Here is an 18,183-nt window from a genome sequence, read left to right as displayed (position 1 = left end):
ATATTTTAATATATTTACAACATGAAAAACTTATTCCTACTTATTATAATTACCACATTATTTGGTTGCAGTAAAAAAGATAATGTTGTTACCAGACAAGGCATTGATGTTGAATTTACCAAAGATTACACTTTTACTGATGGTGTAAGCGCCAACAGACCTTTTAATGTAGCCACAATGTTAATTTGGAAAGCTGAAGGAAAAAGTTTCACCTATAATGGACTTACAGATAAAGCAAACGCTTACGATAATGTTTCGAAAACAAATGTTGCAGCGGATTATACCTTCGCAAATATAAAAAGTCAGGTAATTGAGCTACCTGCTGGTCAATATTTTTTAGCTATTCTTACTGATGATACCGAAGCACCAAAATCTGCTTATTCATTTACCTCTTTCTCACTTAAAGCTGGTGCGTTTGTTCCGGTTAAGAAAAACGTAACTGCCATGCCGAGCAACGCTTATACCGCTTGGTAATCAGCAGGAAAACCTAAAATATAAAGCATAAAAAAAGCCTGTCATTGCTGATAGGCTTTAGTATTCCTGAAAAGTGGAAGCTTTCAGGGACGCTGCAAATATAGTCTTTTAAACTGATTTCGGCAAACAGCTTCTTCAATTTTTACTTTTAAACCTTTAAAAAAGGCTTATTCAAATCAATGCAAATAAAATTTAATGGTACAATCCATTAAGATCAATCCCTCTACAAAAACCAACAACAGAAAACAAAACTTTGATTTTCAGGTAATTATTTCTTAAATTGAGATAACCAAATCTAAAGTTATGAAAACCGTTAAACAGCTTCTTGACACTAAACAAGTTCAAATATTTTCTGTACGTGAACAAATTTCTGTTCTGGATGCATTAAAAGTAATGACAGAAAAAAACATTAGCGCTTTGCTGGTGATGGAGGGCAATCAGTTATCGGGCATTTTTACTGAACGGGATTATGCCAGAAAAATCATTCTTCATGGTAAATCTTCAAAAGATACACTAATCAAGGAAGCCATGACGGCTAATCCAATCGCTATAAAAATGACCGATAGCATTGATTACTGCATGGAATTAATGACAGACAAACACATTCGTCATTTACCCGTTGTAGAAAACAATGAAGTTAAAGGCATGGTATCAATTGGTGATGTTGTAAAGTTTATTATTGCAGATCAAAAGCAAACTATTTCTCAATTGGAAAGCTATATTAGTGGATAACTATTTCCACCTCCACTCGCCTGCGATGGTTAATGGCTCTTTCAAATTTTGGGATTCTAAAAAGGTTTTTAACTCTTCATCATTTTGTATGCCAACTGGAATATTTGGTGTATTTGCCAAAGCATAAGCGAGCATAGCACTATAACGTACTGTATTTTTTAATTCTTGTTCATCAACCAATTTAAAGCTATCCCCATCTGAATGGTAATACGGACCTGAATTATTAGGCAATTTACCACCAAAGCCACCGCCAGTAGGAATTCCTTCTAACATAAACGGTTGATGATCGCTGTGTAAACCTGCGCCCGCCTGAAATAAGTTTTTAAAACCTGTATCTATTTTAACAATTTCTGCTCCCCAAGTAGTAAATAGTTCTTTCATTTCAGCACGTGAAGTTGAAAAACCTTTAGGATCATTTGTCATATCGTAATTAAGCATAAACTTAACCTGATTTAAAGTACCTGCTTTTTTAGCCTGTTCTATATAAGCCTTTGAGCCTAGTAAGCCTTGCTCCTCACCCATAAATAAAACAAATTCTACAGTACGTTTTGTCTTTAAGTTTAGCTTTTTGAAGGTACGAGCCATATCCATAATTGCGAAAGAACCAATTCCATTATCAATAGCGCCTGTAGCTAAATCCCAACTATCCAGGTGGCCGCCAACAACAATTTTATCATTAGGCATTTCGGTGCCTTTAAAAGTTGCAATAACATTTCTAGCTTTAATCATTCCAGAAAAGTTGGTCATTGTAATATGTGCTAGTTGAGGCTGAGATTTCAGTTTCTCTTTAAGTGCCATACCTGCTTCTAATCCAATACAAACTGCAGGAATAGGAATAAGCTTGCCCGTTACCGAAGCGGTTCCTGTTAAAAGCACACCATCTTTAACTGTATTAATAATAATTACACCAATTGCGCCATGTTTGGTTGCTATTGCTGTTTTTTCTGATCGATGCAAAGATTTCGTTCCGGCGGGAGAGCCTGGTAAAACACCTAAGTAAATTAGCGCTATTTTACCCTTAAACTGATCGGGATTAGCTTGATAATCGCTTTCCAATCCATTACCAGCGTCAACAATGTTTCCGCTTACATCCGCATTAACTGGTGAATGTGCAAGCGTAACGGCTTTAATTTTTACTAAGCTATTTTTATCGGCACCTATTTCTACACTCAAGGTTTTCCTGTTCCAACTTTCTACTTCAAATGGTTGAAATTTAACGTCACAACCATAAGATTTCAATAAATCAAAAGCATACTTTTCTGCTCGTGCTCCATTTGATGAGCCTGTTAAACGGTGACCAATGGTTTCTGTTTCGAATCTTAATGTTTGGTAAGCTTTGGAGTTCTTTTGAACACCTGCATTAATCTGAGTAAAAGCAGTGCTGAAATTATCTTGGGCTTTAACAAATAACGAAGTGCAAATTAAGCCTGCGGCGAAAAGGTATTTCATAAAGAATAGTTTAGTGGGCTGAAAGTACAAATTTTAGTTTCGTAATTTTAGCTGTAACGGTTATTTTGCTTTTGCAAGCCAAATATTTAAACTATGTGCTTCACTTTCTTTTTCGGAAAAACCAGCGATGCTACAATGCTAATTACCAAAATGGCTACTATAATAATTAGAGAATGTTCTGTTGTAAAGCCCCACTTTTCTAGGTAATTATGCCCAAGCATTTTTACACCAATAAAACTTAACAATACCGCTAAACCAGTTTTTAAATAATGGAATTTATGGATAATATTAACCAGTAGGAAGAACATAGAACGTAACCCCATAATGGCAAATATATTAGAAAAGAATACGATGTAAGGATCTTTGGTTACCGCAAAAATGGCTGGAATAGAATCTACAGCGAATAATAAATCCGTAAACTCTACAATTAGTAAAACCAAAAATAAAGGGGTAACCATTCTTTTATGGTTAATTTTTACAAAGAAATTTTTGCCTTCGTATTTTGGGTGTATGGCGAAAATTTTCGAGGCCCACCTAACCACGGGATGCTTTTCTGGATCTATTTTTTCATCTTCTTCTTTACTGAAAAACATTCTAACACCGGTAAACACTAGGAATGCACCAAATACATATAATATCCATGCAAACTTGGTAATTAATGCTGCTCCAACAAAAATGAAGATAAAACGCATGATAATTGCGCCCAAAATACCCCAGAATAGCACACGGTGATAATATTTTTCTTCTACAGCAAAAGCTGAAAATATTAAAACAATTACAAATATATTATCAACAGAAAGCGCATATTCAATAACGTAACCGGTTAAAAACTCCAAACCAAGGTTTTGCTTGTAAATAGCTAAACTCTGGTCAAAATCATCAGGAATAAGTTTAATGTGGTGTTGATGTTTAACAACAATTTCTTTAAGATGAGCAAAATCCCTTATTCCATGCAATTGATGACCTTCTGTTAATAGCAAATAATAGAATCCTAAAGCTAAGGCAACCATAATTAAACTCATGATACCAGCTTGTTTCAAGCTAACTACATGTTCTTTTCTGCTAAAAAGGCCTAAATCTAAGGCCAATATTAGTACAATAAATAGAAGGAAACCTATGCTGAAAATTAATTCGTTGCTCATTATTATTTTTTACGTTCTGTAGTATATAGTACAAGTTGTTCTAAACCTGTTCTTGCTTCTCCGGCTTCAAATTGGTGTAAAATATCAAAAGCTTCTTGCTGATATTCTAACATTTTCTGGTTGGCATAATAAACGCCTTCCTTCTCATTTACGAAATCAATAATCGTTTGTATCTTAATTGGGTCGTCCTGATGGTTTTTCACCAAATTAATAATCTTTTTCCGTTCGGCCTTTTCTGCTTTGTTTAGAGCATAAATTAAGGGAAGTGTTACTTTCTTTTCTTTAATATCTATGCCTAATGGTTTCCCTACATCATCTGTACCAAAATCGAAAGTATCATCTTTAATTTGGAAAGCTATTCCTACCTTTTCACCAAACAGGCGCATTTTCTCAATTGTAGCATCATCAGCACCCGAAGATGCCGCTCCTGCTGCACAACAAGAGGCTATTAATGAAGCTGTTTTCTGGCGGATTACATCAAAATATAATTCTTCAGAAATATCCATTCTCCGTACCTTTTCTACTTGCAGCAATTCGCCTTCGCTCATTTGCTTTACCGCTTCAGATACAATTTGTAACAAACGATGCTCGTTATTGTTTACCGATAACAGCAAACCTTTAGCTAAAAGATAATCGCCTACTAAAACAGCAATTTTATTTTTCCATAAAGCATTGATGGAAAAAAAACCACGTCGCTCATAAGCATTATCTACCACATCATCATGCACCAGCGTTGCTGTGTGTAAAAGCTCAACCAAAGCAGCACCACGATGTGTAGATTCTGTAATGCCACCACATAGTTTTGCAGCAAAAAACACGAACATTGGCCGCATTTGCTTGCCTTTTTGCTTAACAATATAATGAGTTATCCTATCCAGCAATGGTGCATCGCTGTGCATAGATTCTTTAAAGGTTTTTTCAAACGCTTTAATATCGGCTGCAATGGGTGTTTTTATTTGATCTATTCCCGGCATTAAATGGAAAAAATTTTGATTGCAAACTTAGGTTAATTTCCCATAAAAGTTTACATTTAATAAAAACTATGCGATAAAAGCCTTTCGAAATTATATTTATACTTTAAAAATGCTCAATCGTACTTCAAAGTTTTGAAAACACAATCTCTCCTCAAATGAAAAAACGCTACAAAATCCTGCTGGGTCTTTCGGTTATAATAATCGGTACTTACTTTGCAGGACCTAAGCCTAAGAAGCCAATTTACAATGAAACTCCAGTTAAAGTTCCCGAAATTAAAGATCTTGAAAACTACGTTAAATCTATAGAGAGTCTTCATAAAATTAAACCTGGAAATGAGGCAGAAATTGTTTGGGCTGATTCTTCGCACCAGCAAACAGAATATGCAATTGTTTATTTACACGGTTTTTCTGCCTCTAAAACAGAGGGAAATCCTGTTCATTTAAATCTTGCTAAAAAACTAAAAGCCAATCTTTACCTGGCTCGTTTAGCAGATCACGGCATTGATACCATTGCACCAATGCAATATCTTACCGCAGATAGGCTTTGGGAAACGAGTAAGCAGGCGTATGCTATTGGACAGAAATTAGGCAAAAAGGTAATTTTAGTAGGTACTTCAACCGGCGGAACCGTTGCAATTAAACTTGCTGCTACTTTTCCTGAGATTAATAGCCTGATTTTGATTTCGCCAAATGTTGCAATTAATGATAAAAACGCGTGGCTATTAAATGATCCATGGGGATTACAAATTGCCAGAACAGTAACCGGAAGTGATGAACGTAAAACTGAAGGCAGAACCGAAGAGTATAAAAAATATTGGTATACAAATTACCGATTGGAATCTGTGGTGGAACTTGAAGAGTTGGTAGAAACCACCATGACAAAACGTGTTTTCGAAAAAGTTAAACAACCAGTTTTAATGATTTATTACTATAAAAACGAGTTAGAACAAGATCCTGTCGTACGTATAGATGCCATGCTTAAAATGTACGATGACCTTGGAACGCCATCAAACCTGAAACGTAAAGTTGCAATTCCTAATGGCGGCAATCATGTATTAGGATCTTATATTACTTCTAAAGATTTACCTTCGGTAGAAAAAGCAATAGAGAGTTTTGTCGGCAATCAGTTAAAAATCCCTATTTGGTAAACTTGAAGCGGTTTAAAAAATGGATTTACACAAAAAACTTTTTCTATGCAACTCGGTATTATTTGCGGGCAATTATTACGCTAAATAATGTTTTTAAACCTGTATTGAAGTGGCATCCCGATTTTTCATCGGGATATAGCGGAAAGCAGGAACAATGTTTCAATAGAGTTGCTGACTCCGCTTTCCAAAAAGCCTTTCTTTTTAAGCGTTATTTGGAAATGAACGGCTTGTAGTGCTTAGCAAATTGTAGCCCCGCTCCCATTGCTGCCCGATAAAGAATCGGGGCATTCATTAAGATCGGGTTTAGCTACAAAAGTCTGTACAAAAAACAAGGCTTTACACAAAAAACTTCTTCTGTGTAAAGCATTGCTTCTGAGTTAAAAAACTCTACAGTTTTATCTTAACAAAATAAAGTCTGTTTCTATCAACAGTATTAGTTAGTGGAAGTATTTTTTGAGCAAATGAACCATTGGCACCTGGCACAACACCAAAATCATCATCGTTAGAAATAACCAATGTATTCCCATTAATTAAAGCTAAGCCTTCTGCTTTATCGTGTGGGTAAATAGAGGGTAAATCTTTTAACAAATCTAAAACAAGCGATTTAGAAACAGGAACAATGCCTGCTGAGGTTAGTCCAGCAAGATCTTTCAATTCTTCTACTGTTTTACCGTTGTAAAGTTTTCCATTGGCACCATTTGTGGCATCAGATACATCTGTTGCACCAGATAAGTTAATTTTAAATACCCTTTTAAAAGTCGCTGGTGATGTAGGTGCACCACCATAATCGCCATCTCTTTCGATGGTTAAAAAGGTAGTGGCGTTTATAGCAACAATTTCACTAACGCCCGTTAAAGAGGCATTATCCATTAGATAAACATATTGTTTGGTTGCAGCAGTTGCAATTTCGAAAGTTAAAATTCTTAATACAACCGAACCACTCATTGCCGCAGTTGTTGGGTTTTGCATAGGCGATTGCATAATACCTACCAAAGTTTTTCCATCAGGTGTAATGGTTAAGCCTTCCATGCCCCGATTGGCTTTTCTTTTGGTAAATACAGCCGGAATACTTCTTCCACCTGTTCCATTACCGTAAGGATTTATTCTTTCTATGGTTTTTCCTGTTGCATCAACATGCAATAAATGCGGCCCGTATTCGTCACTTAACCAAAAACTACCATCATTTAAACGCACCATCCCTTCAGGATCCAAACCATCAATACTTGGTGTTAAGGTTTTGCCTGTTAAATCTACAGCAATTTCTCCTGTAGAACCTGAGCCTACTGGATTTGGCAACCCATTAAGCTTTACACCTGAGGCATTTTTTAATTCTATGGTTTGTTCTAAAATAAGTTTACCATCTTTTAAACGAAATTTTCCAATTTGAGGCGCAAAATCCGGAAGTCCGAATACTTTTACATCTTTTGCAGTTCCATCGGCATTTGGACCTCTATCTGTTAGCATATAAAATACATCTGGCGAGGCTGGATCAGCCGCAACCGCAGAGCCAAAACCTCCGTTGTAAACTTTTACGCCGTTCGAAGCTTCAAGTAAAACCTTAGGATCTGATGCCTCGGCCATTGCCGGATAACTGATTTCTTGTTTGGGGATTTCACCTGAGTTACTTTTTCTGCATGCGCTTATTATAGCTAGCATCGACATTATGCCGAACAATAAATTTCTTTTCATTTAGTAGATAATTAGCATTTGGTTATTTTAATCCGAATGGAACAAAATTATCCAGGCTATATTACCGTACTGTTAAAGTTTATACCGAGGTGTATTAAATATTTATTAAATTAATGATTGAAGTTGTTTAATAACCTGAGTTCCTTTTAGTATTTATTCATATTGAACAATTTTAGCTCCACTAGCTGAGTCGATCGTCCTGCTGAATTTATTTCAGCATCTTTCCTGCCAAAATAGACCCTGAACTAAATTCAGGGTGACGGAGTAAAATATTTAGACAAGATCTAAACAGTTTCTAAGTTTAAACAATCTCGTTGTATCGTTTTATGTATTGAGCATATTTTGGGTCAGGTCAATTTTCTGGAGAGGCGATTTTATGCAAAAAGTTTTTCTAATGTAAACAGGATACTTAGATCACCATTTAGATGGTACGGTGATAACACCGATCACAGGTAGAAGTTGAATCTATTAGGTATTAATAGAGCCTATTAAGTATTAAATCCAAGCTATTAGCCTGAGTTTAATAATTATTGCTCAATGCGATATAATGATAGTTTTTTAATTTTTATAGCTGATCGTTAGAAGAACCACAGGCTTGCTTTACAAATAATTAATATGTTTCATTTGGAAATGAACAGACGGTATTACTTGGCAATTGTAGTCCCGCTCCCGTTACTGCCCCGATAAAGAATCGGTGGCATTCACTCAGATCCGGGTTTAGATACAAAGGTTTGTTCTCCGTTCCTAAACCTGAGTGCAGCGGCATCCCCGATTTTTTCTATCGGGATACAGCGGAAGACAGGGCTTAAATTGCCATGCCAATCGAAGCGTTCATTTCCAAATTCTAATATTTAACGAGAATAACCAAAACTTAACAAAAACAATTAGCAGCTAATAGTTAATTACGCTCCCCAACTTTTTTACTTGACACCATATTTTTCATAATCATTTCGGCATGCACTCTAGAGTTCTCTATAAATAATTTATGAGTATCCATTCCGCCACAAACCACGCCAGCAAGGTATAACCCTTTTACATTGGTTTCCATGGTTTCTTCGTTATAAACCGGGCAAAGGCTTTCTGGTAAATCGATACCAAATTTTCTTAGCATGCTAAAATCAGGCTGATAACCCGTCATTGCGATAACGAAATCATTTTTGATTGTTTTAATTCCTTCTGGAGTTTTGATATCAACTTCACCTTCTCTAATTTCAATAAGTTCTGAATTGAAATGTGCTATAACTTCTCCTTCTTTAATCCTATTTTGAATATCTGGGCGAACCCAATATTTCACATGAGGACCAAGTTCTCCGCTTCTCACTACCAAGGTAACATTTGCACCCTTTCGATAGGTTTCCAAAGCGGCATCAACACCCGAATTATTTGCGCCTACAACCACAACATTTTGAAACGCATATAAGTGTGGGTCTTTATAATAATGGGTTACTTTTGGCAAATCCTCACCAGGAATATTCATCAACAGGGGAACATCGTAAAAACCTGTTGAAACAATTACGTGCTTTGCTTTATAATTTGCCTTTGCTGTTGATATTTCAAAAATACCATCATCGTTCTTTTTAACCTGGTTTACCCTTTCGAATAAATTAATATTCAGGTTAAATTTCTCAGCTACACGTCGGTAATATTCTACGGCTTCGTTACGGTTAGGTTTAGGGCTTATAGTTACAAACGGAACACCACCAATCTCTAGTTTCTGAGAAGTGGAAAAGAAAGTCATAAACACCGGATAATTATACAAACTGTTAACCAATGCGCCTTTTTCTATAATAACATAGCTTAAGCCAGCTTTTTGTGCTTCAATTGCACAAGCCATCCCTATGGGGCCAGCACCAATAATTAATACATCGAATTGCGTGTTCTGTTCGTTTAACATTAGAGTTTATTTCCTATCGTTGTAAATAAAATTACTTCGTTACTTGCAATATCGATAGCATTAAACTTTCATTGCCTTACTTGGACAGGCAAAATCGGTTCTTTTTAAGCCTGTATTTTTTATTGCGCCATAGCCACCAGCAACATCAATCACGTTTTCTACACCACGAGATTTTAAAATTGAAGCGGCAATCATAGAACGATATCCGCCAGCACAGTGAATGTAATAAGTAGATTTTGAATTAATTTCGCTTGTCCAGTCGTTAATGTAATCCAACGGACGACTTAATGTAAATTCTAAGTGTTCGGATTCATATTCGCCAGGTTTACGAACATCAAGCGCTGTAATTTCTCCATTGTTAACTACTTGTTCAAAGGCATCAGCCGAGATAGATTCAATGTTATCAACTTCTTTATTAGCCGATTTCCAGTTTTCAAAACCACCATCTAAATAACCAATGGCGCTATCATAACCTACACGGGTTAAGCGGGTAATGGTTTCTTGCTCTTTACCTTCATCAGTAATTAATAAAATAGGCTGCTGCAAATCTGTAATTAAAGCGCCAACCCAAGGGGCAAATTGCCCATTTAACCCAATGTTTATTGAGTTTGGAATAAAGCCTTTTGCAAAAACCTGAGGATCGCGGGTATCAAGTACAATGGCTCCAGTTTGGTTTGCAGTATCTTCAAATTGTTGAGGAGATAAAGCATTTAATCCTTTTTCAAAAACCTCATCGATACTTTCTACTCCACCTTTATTAATGGCGGCATTTTTAGCAAAATATTGCGGTGGTGGCAAAATCCCATCCGTTACTTCTTGTATAAACTGCTCTTTAGTTGCTGCTTTTAAAGCGTAATTTACTTCCTTTTGATGGCCTAAAGTATCAAAAGTTTCCTTACTCATACTTTTACCGCATGCAGAGCCTGCGCCATGAGCCGGATAAACAATGATATCATTTGCCAAGGGTTTAATCTTATCATTTAACGAATCGTAAAGCATACCTGCTAAATCTTCCATCGTTAAGTTTCCTTTTTGAGCTAAATCTGGTCGGCCAACGTCACCAATAAAAAGGGTATCACCACTAAAAATACAGTGATCTTTACCGTTTTCATCTGTTAATAAATAAGTTGTAGATTCAAGCGTGTGCCCCGGTGTATGAAGAGCGGTAATGGTTAGGGCTCCTATTTTAAATTGCTCGCCATCTTTAGCAATGTGTGCTTTAAAGGCTGTTTTTGCTGTAGGACCGTAAACAATTTCTGCACCCGATTTTTCAGCTAAATCAACGTGACCGGATACAAAATCTGCATGAAAATGTGTTTCAAATATATATTTGATCGTTGCATTAGCCTTTTCAGCCTTTTTTAAATAGGTACCAACTTCTCTCAGTGGATCAATAATTGCAGCTTCACCATTACTTTCTATATAATATGCAGCCTCAGCTAAACAGCCAGTATATATTTGCTCTATTTTCATTTTATGAATATCTGTATCAACAATTAAGGGCAAAACAGTTTACGCTTCATCTCCTTAACCTTTGCAAGCAAAAATAGGGCTAAATACTTACAACCGGAATGACTTTCGTCATAATTGCAGAAGTTTTACTTAATGAAAGTATAGTTGAATAAAGCTTAACGCACTATTTTAACCAGTTTTAGTGTGTTAATTCGCCTCGCAGCGATTGCTCCATTAATTTACAACTTTCTTCAATGGATAAATTTAGTCCCATTACAAACATAAGTTTAGTTACGGTAGCTTCAAAAGTCATATCATAGCCACTTAAAACGCCCATTTGTTGCAGTTTTTTACTGGTTTCATAACGTCCTAATTGAACCGAACCTTTTTTACATTGAGAAATATCTACTATAATTTTGCCACTTGTAATGGCATGTTGCAAACAATCAATAAACCACTCCGCAGTTGTAGTATTGCCTGATCCAAAGGTTTCTAAAACAATTGCATCAACTTCTGAGTGTGTTATAGCCTTTACTGCTTGTGGCGTTATACCTGGATATAATTTTAAAACGCCAATATTAGAATTGAAATTGGTATTTATTTTAAGGGCTTCGCCCGAATTTTTAAGTACAAAGTTTTTATGAAACTCTAAATGAACGCCTGCCTCTGCCAAAATTGGATAGTTTGGAGAACGAAAAGCCTCAAACTTTTCCGAATTGTATTTAATAGATCTATTTCCTCTAAAAAGTTGTGAATCGAAATAAATGCAAACTTCTGGAACAAAAGATTTGCCACCTTTTTTCATTGCAGCAATTTCCAATGCAGTAATTAAATTTTCTTTTGCATCGGTTCTAATTTCTCCAATTGGAAGTTGAGAACCCGTTAATACGACTGGTTTATTCAGGTTTTCGAGCATAAAACTTAATGCAGAAGCTGTAAACGCCATCGTATCAGAACCATGAAGAATTACAAAACCTTCATAATGATCGTATTGATCGTAAATAAGTTGTGCAATGGTTTTCCATATTTCGGGATCCATATTTGACGAATCTAAAACAGGATTAAAAGAGTGCACATCCAAATGATAATCCAACCGCTTTAGCTCGGGAACATTTTCTTTGATTTGTTCAAAATTAAAGGGCACTAAAGTTCCCTTAACTGGATCGTTTACCATACCGATTGTGCCACCGGTATAAATTATTAAAATTTTGGTCATTTGGCTTAGTGAAGTTGCTCAGCACAAATAAACTAAAAAAATATAAATGATGAAGCTTAATTTTCAAATTAACAACAAAAACAGCTAAAAAGATCATTAAATTACAAATTCAATAATAAATGTTATATAATTTTGCATTTATAATAAATCAACAAACCATTATCTGAAGCTGATTTAAGTAGCTTAACTATATGAAATGTGCTGCAGCAAGTTTAGTATAGCGATTATGTAAGAAACTTAAACTCCAAAAATTTTCTTTGAATTTTCTGTCGTTACACTTGCTATTTCTTCGATAGAAACGTTGTAAATATCCGCAAGCTTTTGAGCTACATAAATTAGATAACTACTTTCATTTGGTTTACCACGAAAGGGAACTGGCGCCAAATAAGGAGAATCGGTTTCCAAAACTAAATGCTGCAAAGGTACATCGGCAAGCACAAGATCTAAACCCGCTTTTTTATAAGTAACAACACCACCAATACCTAAATAAAAATTTAAATCGATGGCTTGTTTGGCTTGCTCAATGTTACCGGTAAAGCAATGAAAAATGCCTCGAAGTTTTTCATCACGCTCACTTTCTAACAGTTCAAAAACTTCATCAAAAGCCTCACGACAGTGAATTACGATAGGCAAACCTAAATTTTTAGCCCAGTGTATTTGTTTGCGGAAAGCATCCTGTTGGATAGCCAACGTTGTTTTATCCCAATATAAATCTATTCCAATCTCTCCAATTGCATATATTTTACGTCCCTCAATGCTTTTATAAATTTCCTCAAGTTGTGTTAAATAATCCTCTTTAACATCACAAGGGTGAAGCCCAGCCATAGCAAAGCAGTTATTGGGATGTTTGGCTACCAAATCATCAATCATTGCAATTGAGGCTACGTCTACATTCGGCAAAAACAAGCGATTCACATCGTTTTCGAAACAACGCTCTATCAGTTGTGCTTGCTTTTCAGCATCTTGCTCGTAATATATATGGGTATGAGTATCGGTAAAAATCATTTTTTTAATAAATAATGGCTGGTTGAAACAAGGTTTTGGGCAAGAAACAATCTTTAACAAACGTAGATTCTTTTAACGCCTTATGACTGCTTCGAACTTAACATTGACAATTTATTTTTCAACTGCCTTCTTTGTTTTTTTAGTTACTTTCTTTTCAGGTTTTTGATTTTCTAATTCGCTTTCTAGCTTTTGACCATCTTCCATTTCCTTTTTCAAAAACTTTCCAGTTAAGCTAATTGGGTTTTGGATTAAGCCTTCAGGCGTACCTTCAAATAAAATCCTTCCACCGCCTGCACCGCCTTCTTCTCCAAGATCAATAACCCAATCGGCAACTTTAACCACATCCAAATTATGTTCAATAACCAAAATGGTATTCCCTTTATCAACAAGTTCGTTTAATACGCCCAGCAATACATTAATATCTTCAAAGTGTAAACCTGTTGTTGGCTCATCCAGAATATAGAATGTTTTTCCAGTATCTTTTTTAGATAGTTCTGTTGCCAGTTTAACACGCTGCGCCTCCCCTCCTGATAAAGTAACCGATGATTGACCCAGGGTGATATAGCCTAAACCAACATCTTTTAAAGTTTTAATCTTTCTGTAAATGATTGGAATATTTTCGAAGAATACACAAGCATCTTCAATACTCATATCCAAAACATCGCTAATTGATTTGCCACGGAAGCGAACTTCCAGTGTTTCGCGGTTATATCTTTTACCACCACATTCTTCGCAAGGAACTTGAACATCCGGCAAGAAATTCATTTCAATAACTTTTAATCCTGCTCCCTGACAAGTTTCGCAACGACCACCTTTTACATTGAAAGAGAAGCGCCCTGGTTTGTATCCTCTAATTTTCGCTTCTGGCAATTGCACAAACAGGTTTCTTATATCAGAGAAAACGCCAGTATAAGTTGAAGGATTTGAGCGTGGCGTACGGCCAATTGGTGCTTGATCGATTTCAATTACCTTATCAATTTCCTTTAAACCACTAATTTTTTCATAAGGAAGCGGTTGTTTCTTTGCTCTAAAAAAGTGATGATTTAAGATAGGATACAGCGTTTCGGTAATTAAACTTGATTTTCCACTTCCCGAAACTCCCGTTACAGCAATAAATTTCCCCAATGGAAAATCAACAGAAACTTCTTTTAAATTATGTCCTGTAGCCTTAATGATGGATAATTTATGTCCATTACCTTTTCTTCTGGTTTTAGGCGTTTCAATTCTCTTCTTTCCATTAAGATAAGCGGCTGTTAATGTTTTAGATTTAAGAATATCTTGAGCTGTGCCTTCGGCAACAACCGTTCCGCCATGAATACCTGCTCCCGGACCAATATCAATTACCCAATCGGCTTCCAAAATCATGTCTTTATCGTGCTCTACCACCAAAACGGTATTGCCTAAATCACGAAGGTTTTTTAACGCATTAATTAAACGTTCGTTATCCCTTTGGTGTAATCCGATGCTTGGCTCATCCAAAATATACATCACATTCATTAGCTGCGAACCAATTTGCGTAGCCAAACGAATCCTTTGTGCTTCCCCTCCTGATAAAGTTCTGGCTGTTCTATCTAATGTTAAATAAGTTAAACCCACATCGGTTAAAAAACCAATACGTGCCTTTATCTCCTTTAAAATTTCTTTTGCTATAATGTTCTGGCGCTCGGTTAAACGTTGATCCACATCTTCAAACCAAGATCTTAAATGGTTTACATCCATAGAGGCGAGGTCGAAAATATTCATTCCATCAACTTTAAAGTGCAAACTTTCTTTTTTCAATCTGGCGCCATTACATTCAGGACAGGTTTTTAATTTTCGGAAAGATTCCATATCATCAACCGCACCTTCGCCTCTTTTTTCATTTTGCTCTTCAAGCATTTTAATAATGCCATCAAACGTGATATTATAATTTTGAACGTTCCATTTATTATACTCAACCGCTACGTTAATTAAATCGTTAGAGCCATTTAGGATAATATTAATAACATCATCGCCCAATTTTTCAATCGGTGTAGATAAAGAAAAACTATACTTTTTTGCCAACGCTTTTAACACCTGGAACATCCAGGTATCGCGGTATTCGCCAAGCGGCGCTAAGCCACCGTTTAAAATACTAAGCTTTGGATTTGGAATAACGGTTTCCTTATCCACCACGAAAATGTACCCTAAGCCATCACAACGCTCGCAGGCGCCGTAAGGTGAGTTAAAAGAAAAACTGTTGGGTTGTGGCTCATCGTAAGAAATACCCGTTGTTGGGCACATTAAAAACTTACTAAAATGGGCTACATTATTATCCTTATCGCTGATTTTAATTACACCCTTGCCCATTTTCATGGCAATTTGTAAGGAATCTAACAAGCGTTTTTTATCTTTCTGATCAACAATCAATCGATCAATTACGACTTCAATATCGTGAATCTTATATCTATCGACCTGCATTTTTGCAGTAATATCTTTTATATCACCATCAACACGTACTTTAACATAACCCTGCTTACGGATTTGCTCAAAAAGTTCGCGGTAATGCCCTTTTCTGCCCTTAACTACCGGAGCAAGGATATTTACGGCTACGCCATCAAATTTATTATAGATATTTTGCAAAATCTGATCTTCGCTCATGCGCTCCATTTTCTCCCCTGTGTTGTAAGAGTATGCATCGGCAACACGTGCATAAAGCAATCGCATAAAATCGTAAATCTCGGTAATTGTACCTACGGTAGAGCGAGGATTTTTACTGGTGGTTTTTTGCTCAATGGCAATAACCGGACTCAAACCAGAAACTTTATCTACATCAGGACGCTCCATGCCGCCCATAAACTGGCGACTATAAGCGCTGAAAGTTTCCATATATCTCCGCTGTCCTTCAGCATAAATGGTATCAAAAGCTAATGAAGATTTCCCGCTACCACTTAAACCAGTAATTACAACTAGCTGATTGCGGGGAAAACTAACATCAATATTTTTTAAATTATGTACCCTGGCACCGTAAACTTCAACATCTTTTTGCTCTCCAAGATCTATAGATTCTTTGCTCATATATTTTAAAAAAATTTGAGGAATTAGGCTTCAAAAACAAACCAAATTCCAATCCGCAAAATTGCTAAAAATTTTATCAATTTGAAAGTCTAAACCAATCATTATTAAGGTTTCAATGTCATAATGTTTAGGCTTATTTTTAGTGAGACTATCCACCACATCAAAACCCTAATATCTAACCCGATTTTCAAAATGAATATTGCAGCTAGTAAGCCATAATAACGCTATTAATGAGCTAACGGTTTTGTGTTTTTAGAGAAATGTAATAAACAGTATAAACAGGTTTACAGCCAGAACAACAGCAATCATTATTTCAAACTTTTTTATTCTAGAGTTATCGCCGCAATAAAATTAGCATTAAAGAAAATGACTATTGGACCGTTGAGGAAGAAAACCAACAAACTAAGAATTGAATTATTTAAAGAAGCACTCGTATTTTTAAGTTATAATTAATAGATTTATAACAACTTACATTAAACGCTAACTTAATTTATGAAAACCAACAAATCCCTTTCCCGCAACGAAATGAAAAACATTATGGGCGGCCTTGAAACTTATTATCCGCTGTGCCCAATCTGCTACGATTTTTGTATCGGACCAAATTACCTTCAAAAAAACTGCGTTGAAAACCCATGCCCAGTATTGTATGATCCCAACAATCCTGATCCATGTCATCCAGTATTAATTGACCAATAAAAAAATAAGGCTGCGATGTGATCGCAGCCTTATTTGCTTTTTATATTTTATTAAACTACCACTCTAAAGTAGTTTCATTTTCTGTAGGATGCCCGGTGCAAACCAAAACCCTTCCTTTTGCAAGTTCATCATCAGTAAGCACCTCATTATAATCCATGCGCACACCACCTTTTGTACAATTGGTTACGCAAGTGCTGCACATACCAGCATGACAACTGTAAGGAAGCTTTATTTTATGCTCAAGTGCTACATCCAATATCCTTTTAGGCCACGGAATATCCAAATGGTATTTTTCGCCCTGAAACTTTAAAATAACTGAATAAGTATTTTTATCGACCACCTTTTCTGCAGAGCCGTCGTCTTCATCTATTTCATCTTCTGGCAGCACAAAAGTTTCTCTTTTAATTTGTTTAATATCGTAGCCCATTCCCAATAAAGTAATCCTACACAAATCCATATAAATAATTGGTCCGCAGGTATAAAAAAGGGCATTATTGCGATTAAACTTTAAATTTTCTTTCAGCAAACGCTCAATATAAAATTTATTTAACCTAGCAGTCATTAAATTTTTGCTATTGCTAAAAACGTAGATAATTTTTAATCTTTCAGGATATTTTAGTTGCCAATCATTTAGTTCATCAAAAAATAAGGTATCTTCTTTTGATTTGTTGCTATATATTAAAGTAATAAGCGATTTTTTTTCGGTAACTAATGCTGTTTTTAAGATGGAAAATAATGGAGTAATCCCGACACCTGCTGCAAATAAAAAAACATCTTTTTCTAAATCATCAGGCACATAACTAAACATACCTTGTGGCTCTTGCGCCAAAAGCACATCACCTACCGCAGTTTTATGGTGCAAAAGCCTGGATATTTCACCATTTTCTACTCTTTTAACAGTAATTGATAATGGTTCATCAGCATCAGGAGAACTATTAAAGGAATAAGAACGCCTGATTTCTTTATGCTTCCCTTGAAAAATTAATGAAATAAACTGACCAGCTAAATATTTTGGATACTCTTTTTCTACAGGTTTTAATTGAAAAGTTATGTTCTCTCCCGGTTGATTAATGATTTTATCTATTTTCAGTTTGTACATCTTTTCAAAAATAAAAAAAATTAGCAACGCAAAATATGAATCATAAAAAAAGAGGTTGTCTCAAAAAGGCAACCTCTTTTTGTTGATAAAAGATTCAATTTTCAAGTTTTAAAATTTGTTTTATTGTATTGAATTTCAGATATTTAAGTATAAATAATTGAGATTTATGCCAGTCCA

At 35.6% G+C, this 18,183-nt stretch carries 14 protein-coding genes; 4 read left to right on the top strand and 10 right to left on the bottom strand.

Annotation, left to right across the window (positions count from 1 at the left end):
- Window positions 1-21: 21 nt before the first annotated feature.
- Both EHC72_RS18785 and EHC72_RS18780 read left to right on the top strand, forming a co-directional pair.
- The gene (locus tag EHC72_RS18785; RefSeq protein WP_131539252.1) at window positions 22-474 is read left to right on the top strand and encodes a hypothetical protein; all 453 of its coding nucleotides are present in this window, start codon (window positions 22-24) and stop codon (window positions 472-474) included.
- 303 nt (window positions 475-777) lie between these two features.
- Window positions 778-1,206 carry a CBS domain-containing protein gene (locus tag EHC72_RS18780; RefSeq protein WP_131539251.1) on the top strand — a complete coding sequence of 143 codons (429 nt, stop codon included), beginning with the start codon at window positions 778-780 and terminating at the stop codon, window positions 1,204-1,206.
- Here the strand turns inward: EHC72_RS18780 and EHC72_RS18775 are convergent, their stop codons facing one another.
- From EHC72_RS18775 to EHC72_RS18765, 3 genes are all read right to left on the bottom strand, one after another.
- Window positions 1,207-2,655, bottom strand: a complete 1,449-nt coding sequence (locus tag EHC72_RS18775; RefSeq protein WP_131539250.1) for a M20/M25/M40 family metallo-hydrolase — start codon at window positions 2,653-2,655, stop codon at window positions 1,207-1,209.
- Between the two features lie 86 nt (window positions 2,656-2,741).
- Window positions 2,742-3,797: a TerC/Alx family metal homeostasis membrane protein gene (locus tag EHC72_RS18770; protein WP_131539249.1), complete on the bottom strand. Its 1,056-nt coding sequence runs from the start codon at window positions 3,795-3,797 to the stop codon at window positions 2,742-2,744.
- A 2-nt stretch (window positions 3,798-3,799) separates the two neighbouring features.
- Window positions 3,800-4,771 carry a polyprenyl synthetase family protein gene (locus tag EHC72_RS18765; protein WP_131539248.1) on the bottom strand — a complete coding sequence of 324 codons (972 nt, stop codon included), beginning with the start codon at window positions 4,769-4,771 and terminating at the stop codon, window positions 3,800-3,802.
- A gap of 155 nt (window positions 4,772-4,926) precedes the next feature.
- On the opposite strand from EHC72_RS18765, the gene EHC72_RS18760 reads away from it, so the two are divergent.
- Entirely contained in the window at window positions 4,927-5,919 is a 993-nt protein-coding gene (locus EHC72_RS18760; protein ID WP_131539247.1) for an alpha/beta hydrolase, read from the top strand.
- 387 nt (window positions 5,920-6,306) lie between these two features.
- Here EHC72_RS18760 and EHC72_RS18755 read toward each other — a convergent pair whose 3' ends face one another.
- The 6 genes from EHC72_RS18755 to uvrA all read right to left on the bottom strand — a co-directional run bounded on the left by EHC72_RS18755 (window position 6,307) and on the right by uvrA (window position 16,211).
- Complete coding sequence (locus EHC72_RS18755) at window positions 6,307-7,608, bottom strand: esterase-like activity of phytase family protein (RefSeq protein ID WP_211660335.1); 1,302 nt, start codon at window positions 7,606-7,608, stop codon at window positions 6,307-6,309.
- An 898-nt stretch (window positions 7,609-8,506) separates the two neighbouring features.
- Window positions 8,507-9,502: a YpdA family putative bacillithiol disulfide reductase gene (locus EHC72_RS18750; RefSeq protein WP_131539246.1), complete on the bottom strand. Its 996-nt coding sequence runs from the start codon at window positions 9,500-9,502 to the stop codon at window positions 8,507-8,509.
- Between the two features lie 60 nt (window positions 9,503-9,562).
- Window positions 9,563-10,975 (bottom strand): MBL fold metallo-hydrolase, encoded by a 1,413-nt coding sequence (locus EHC72_RS18745; protein ID WP_131539245.1) that lies wholly within the window; start codon window positions 10,973-10,975, stop codon window positions 9,563-9,565.
- 178 nt (window positions 10,976-11,153) lie between these two features.
- Window positions 11,154-12,170 carry an asparaginase gene (locus tag EHC72_RS18740; RefSeq protein ID WP_131539244.1) on the bottom strand — a complete coding sequence of 339 codons (1,017 nt, stop codon included), beginning with the start codon at window positions 12,168-12,170 and terminating at the stop codon, window positions 11,154-11,156.
- A gap of 237 nt (window positions 12,171-12,407) precedes the next feature.
- Window positions 12,408-13,175, bottom strand: coding sequence for a TatD family hydrolase (locus EHC72_RS18735; protein ID WP_131539243.1), 768 nt, complete (start codon window positions 13,173-13,175; stop codon window positions 12,408-12,410).
- A 111-nt stretch (window positions 13,176-13,286) separates the two neighbouring features.
- Entirely contained in the window at window positions 13,287-16,211 is a 2,925-nt protein-coding gene (uvrA, locus tag EHC72_RS18730; protein ID WP_131539242.1) for an excinuclease ABC subunit UvrA, read from the bottom strand.
- A gap of 492 nt (window positions 16,212-16,703) precedes the next feature.
- Between uvrA and EHC72_RS18725 the strand changes: the two genes are divergently transcribed.
- Window positions 16,704-16,907, top strand: a complete 204-nt coding sequence (locus EHC72_RS18725; RefSeq protein WP_131539241.1) for a hypothetical protein — start codon at window positions 16,704-16,706, stop codon at window positions 16,905-16,907.
- A gap of 55 nt (window positions 16,908-16,962) precedes the next feature.
- Here the strand turns inward: EHC72_RS18725 and EHC72_RS18720 are convergent, their stop codons facing one another.
- The gene (locus EHC72_RS18720) at window positions 16,963-18,006 is read right to left on the bottom strand and encodes a ferredoxin--NADP reductase (RefSeq protein ID WP_131539240.1); all 1,044 of its coding nucleotides are present in this window, start codon (window positions 18,004-18,006) and stop codon (window positions 16,963-16,965) included.
- Window positions 18,007-18,183: the final 177 nt, after the last annotated feature.

Origin of the sequence: Pedobacter nototheniae (assembly GCF_004335085.1) — a bacterium.
In the GTDB taxonomy this organism is placed as follows: domain Bacteria; phylum Bacteroidota; class Bacteroidia; order Sphingobacteriales; family Sphingobacteriaceae; genus Pedobacter; species Pedobacter nototheniae.
Note: the sequence above shows the minus strand (reverse complement) of the source record. Positions and strands in the feature narration are given on the sequence as shown.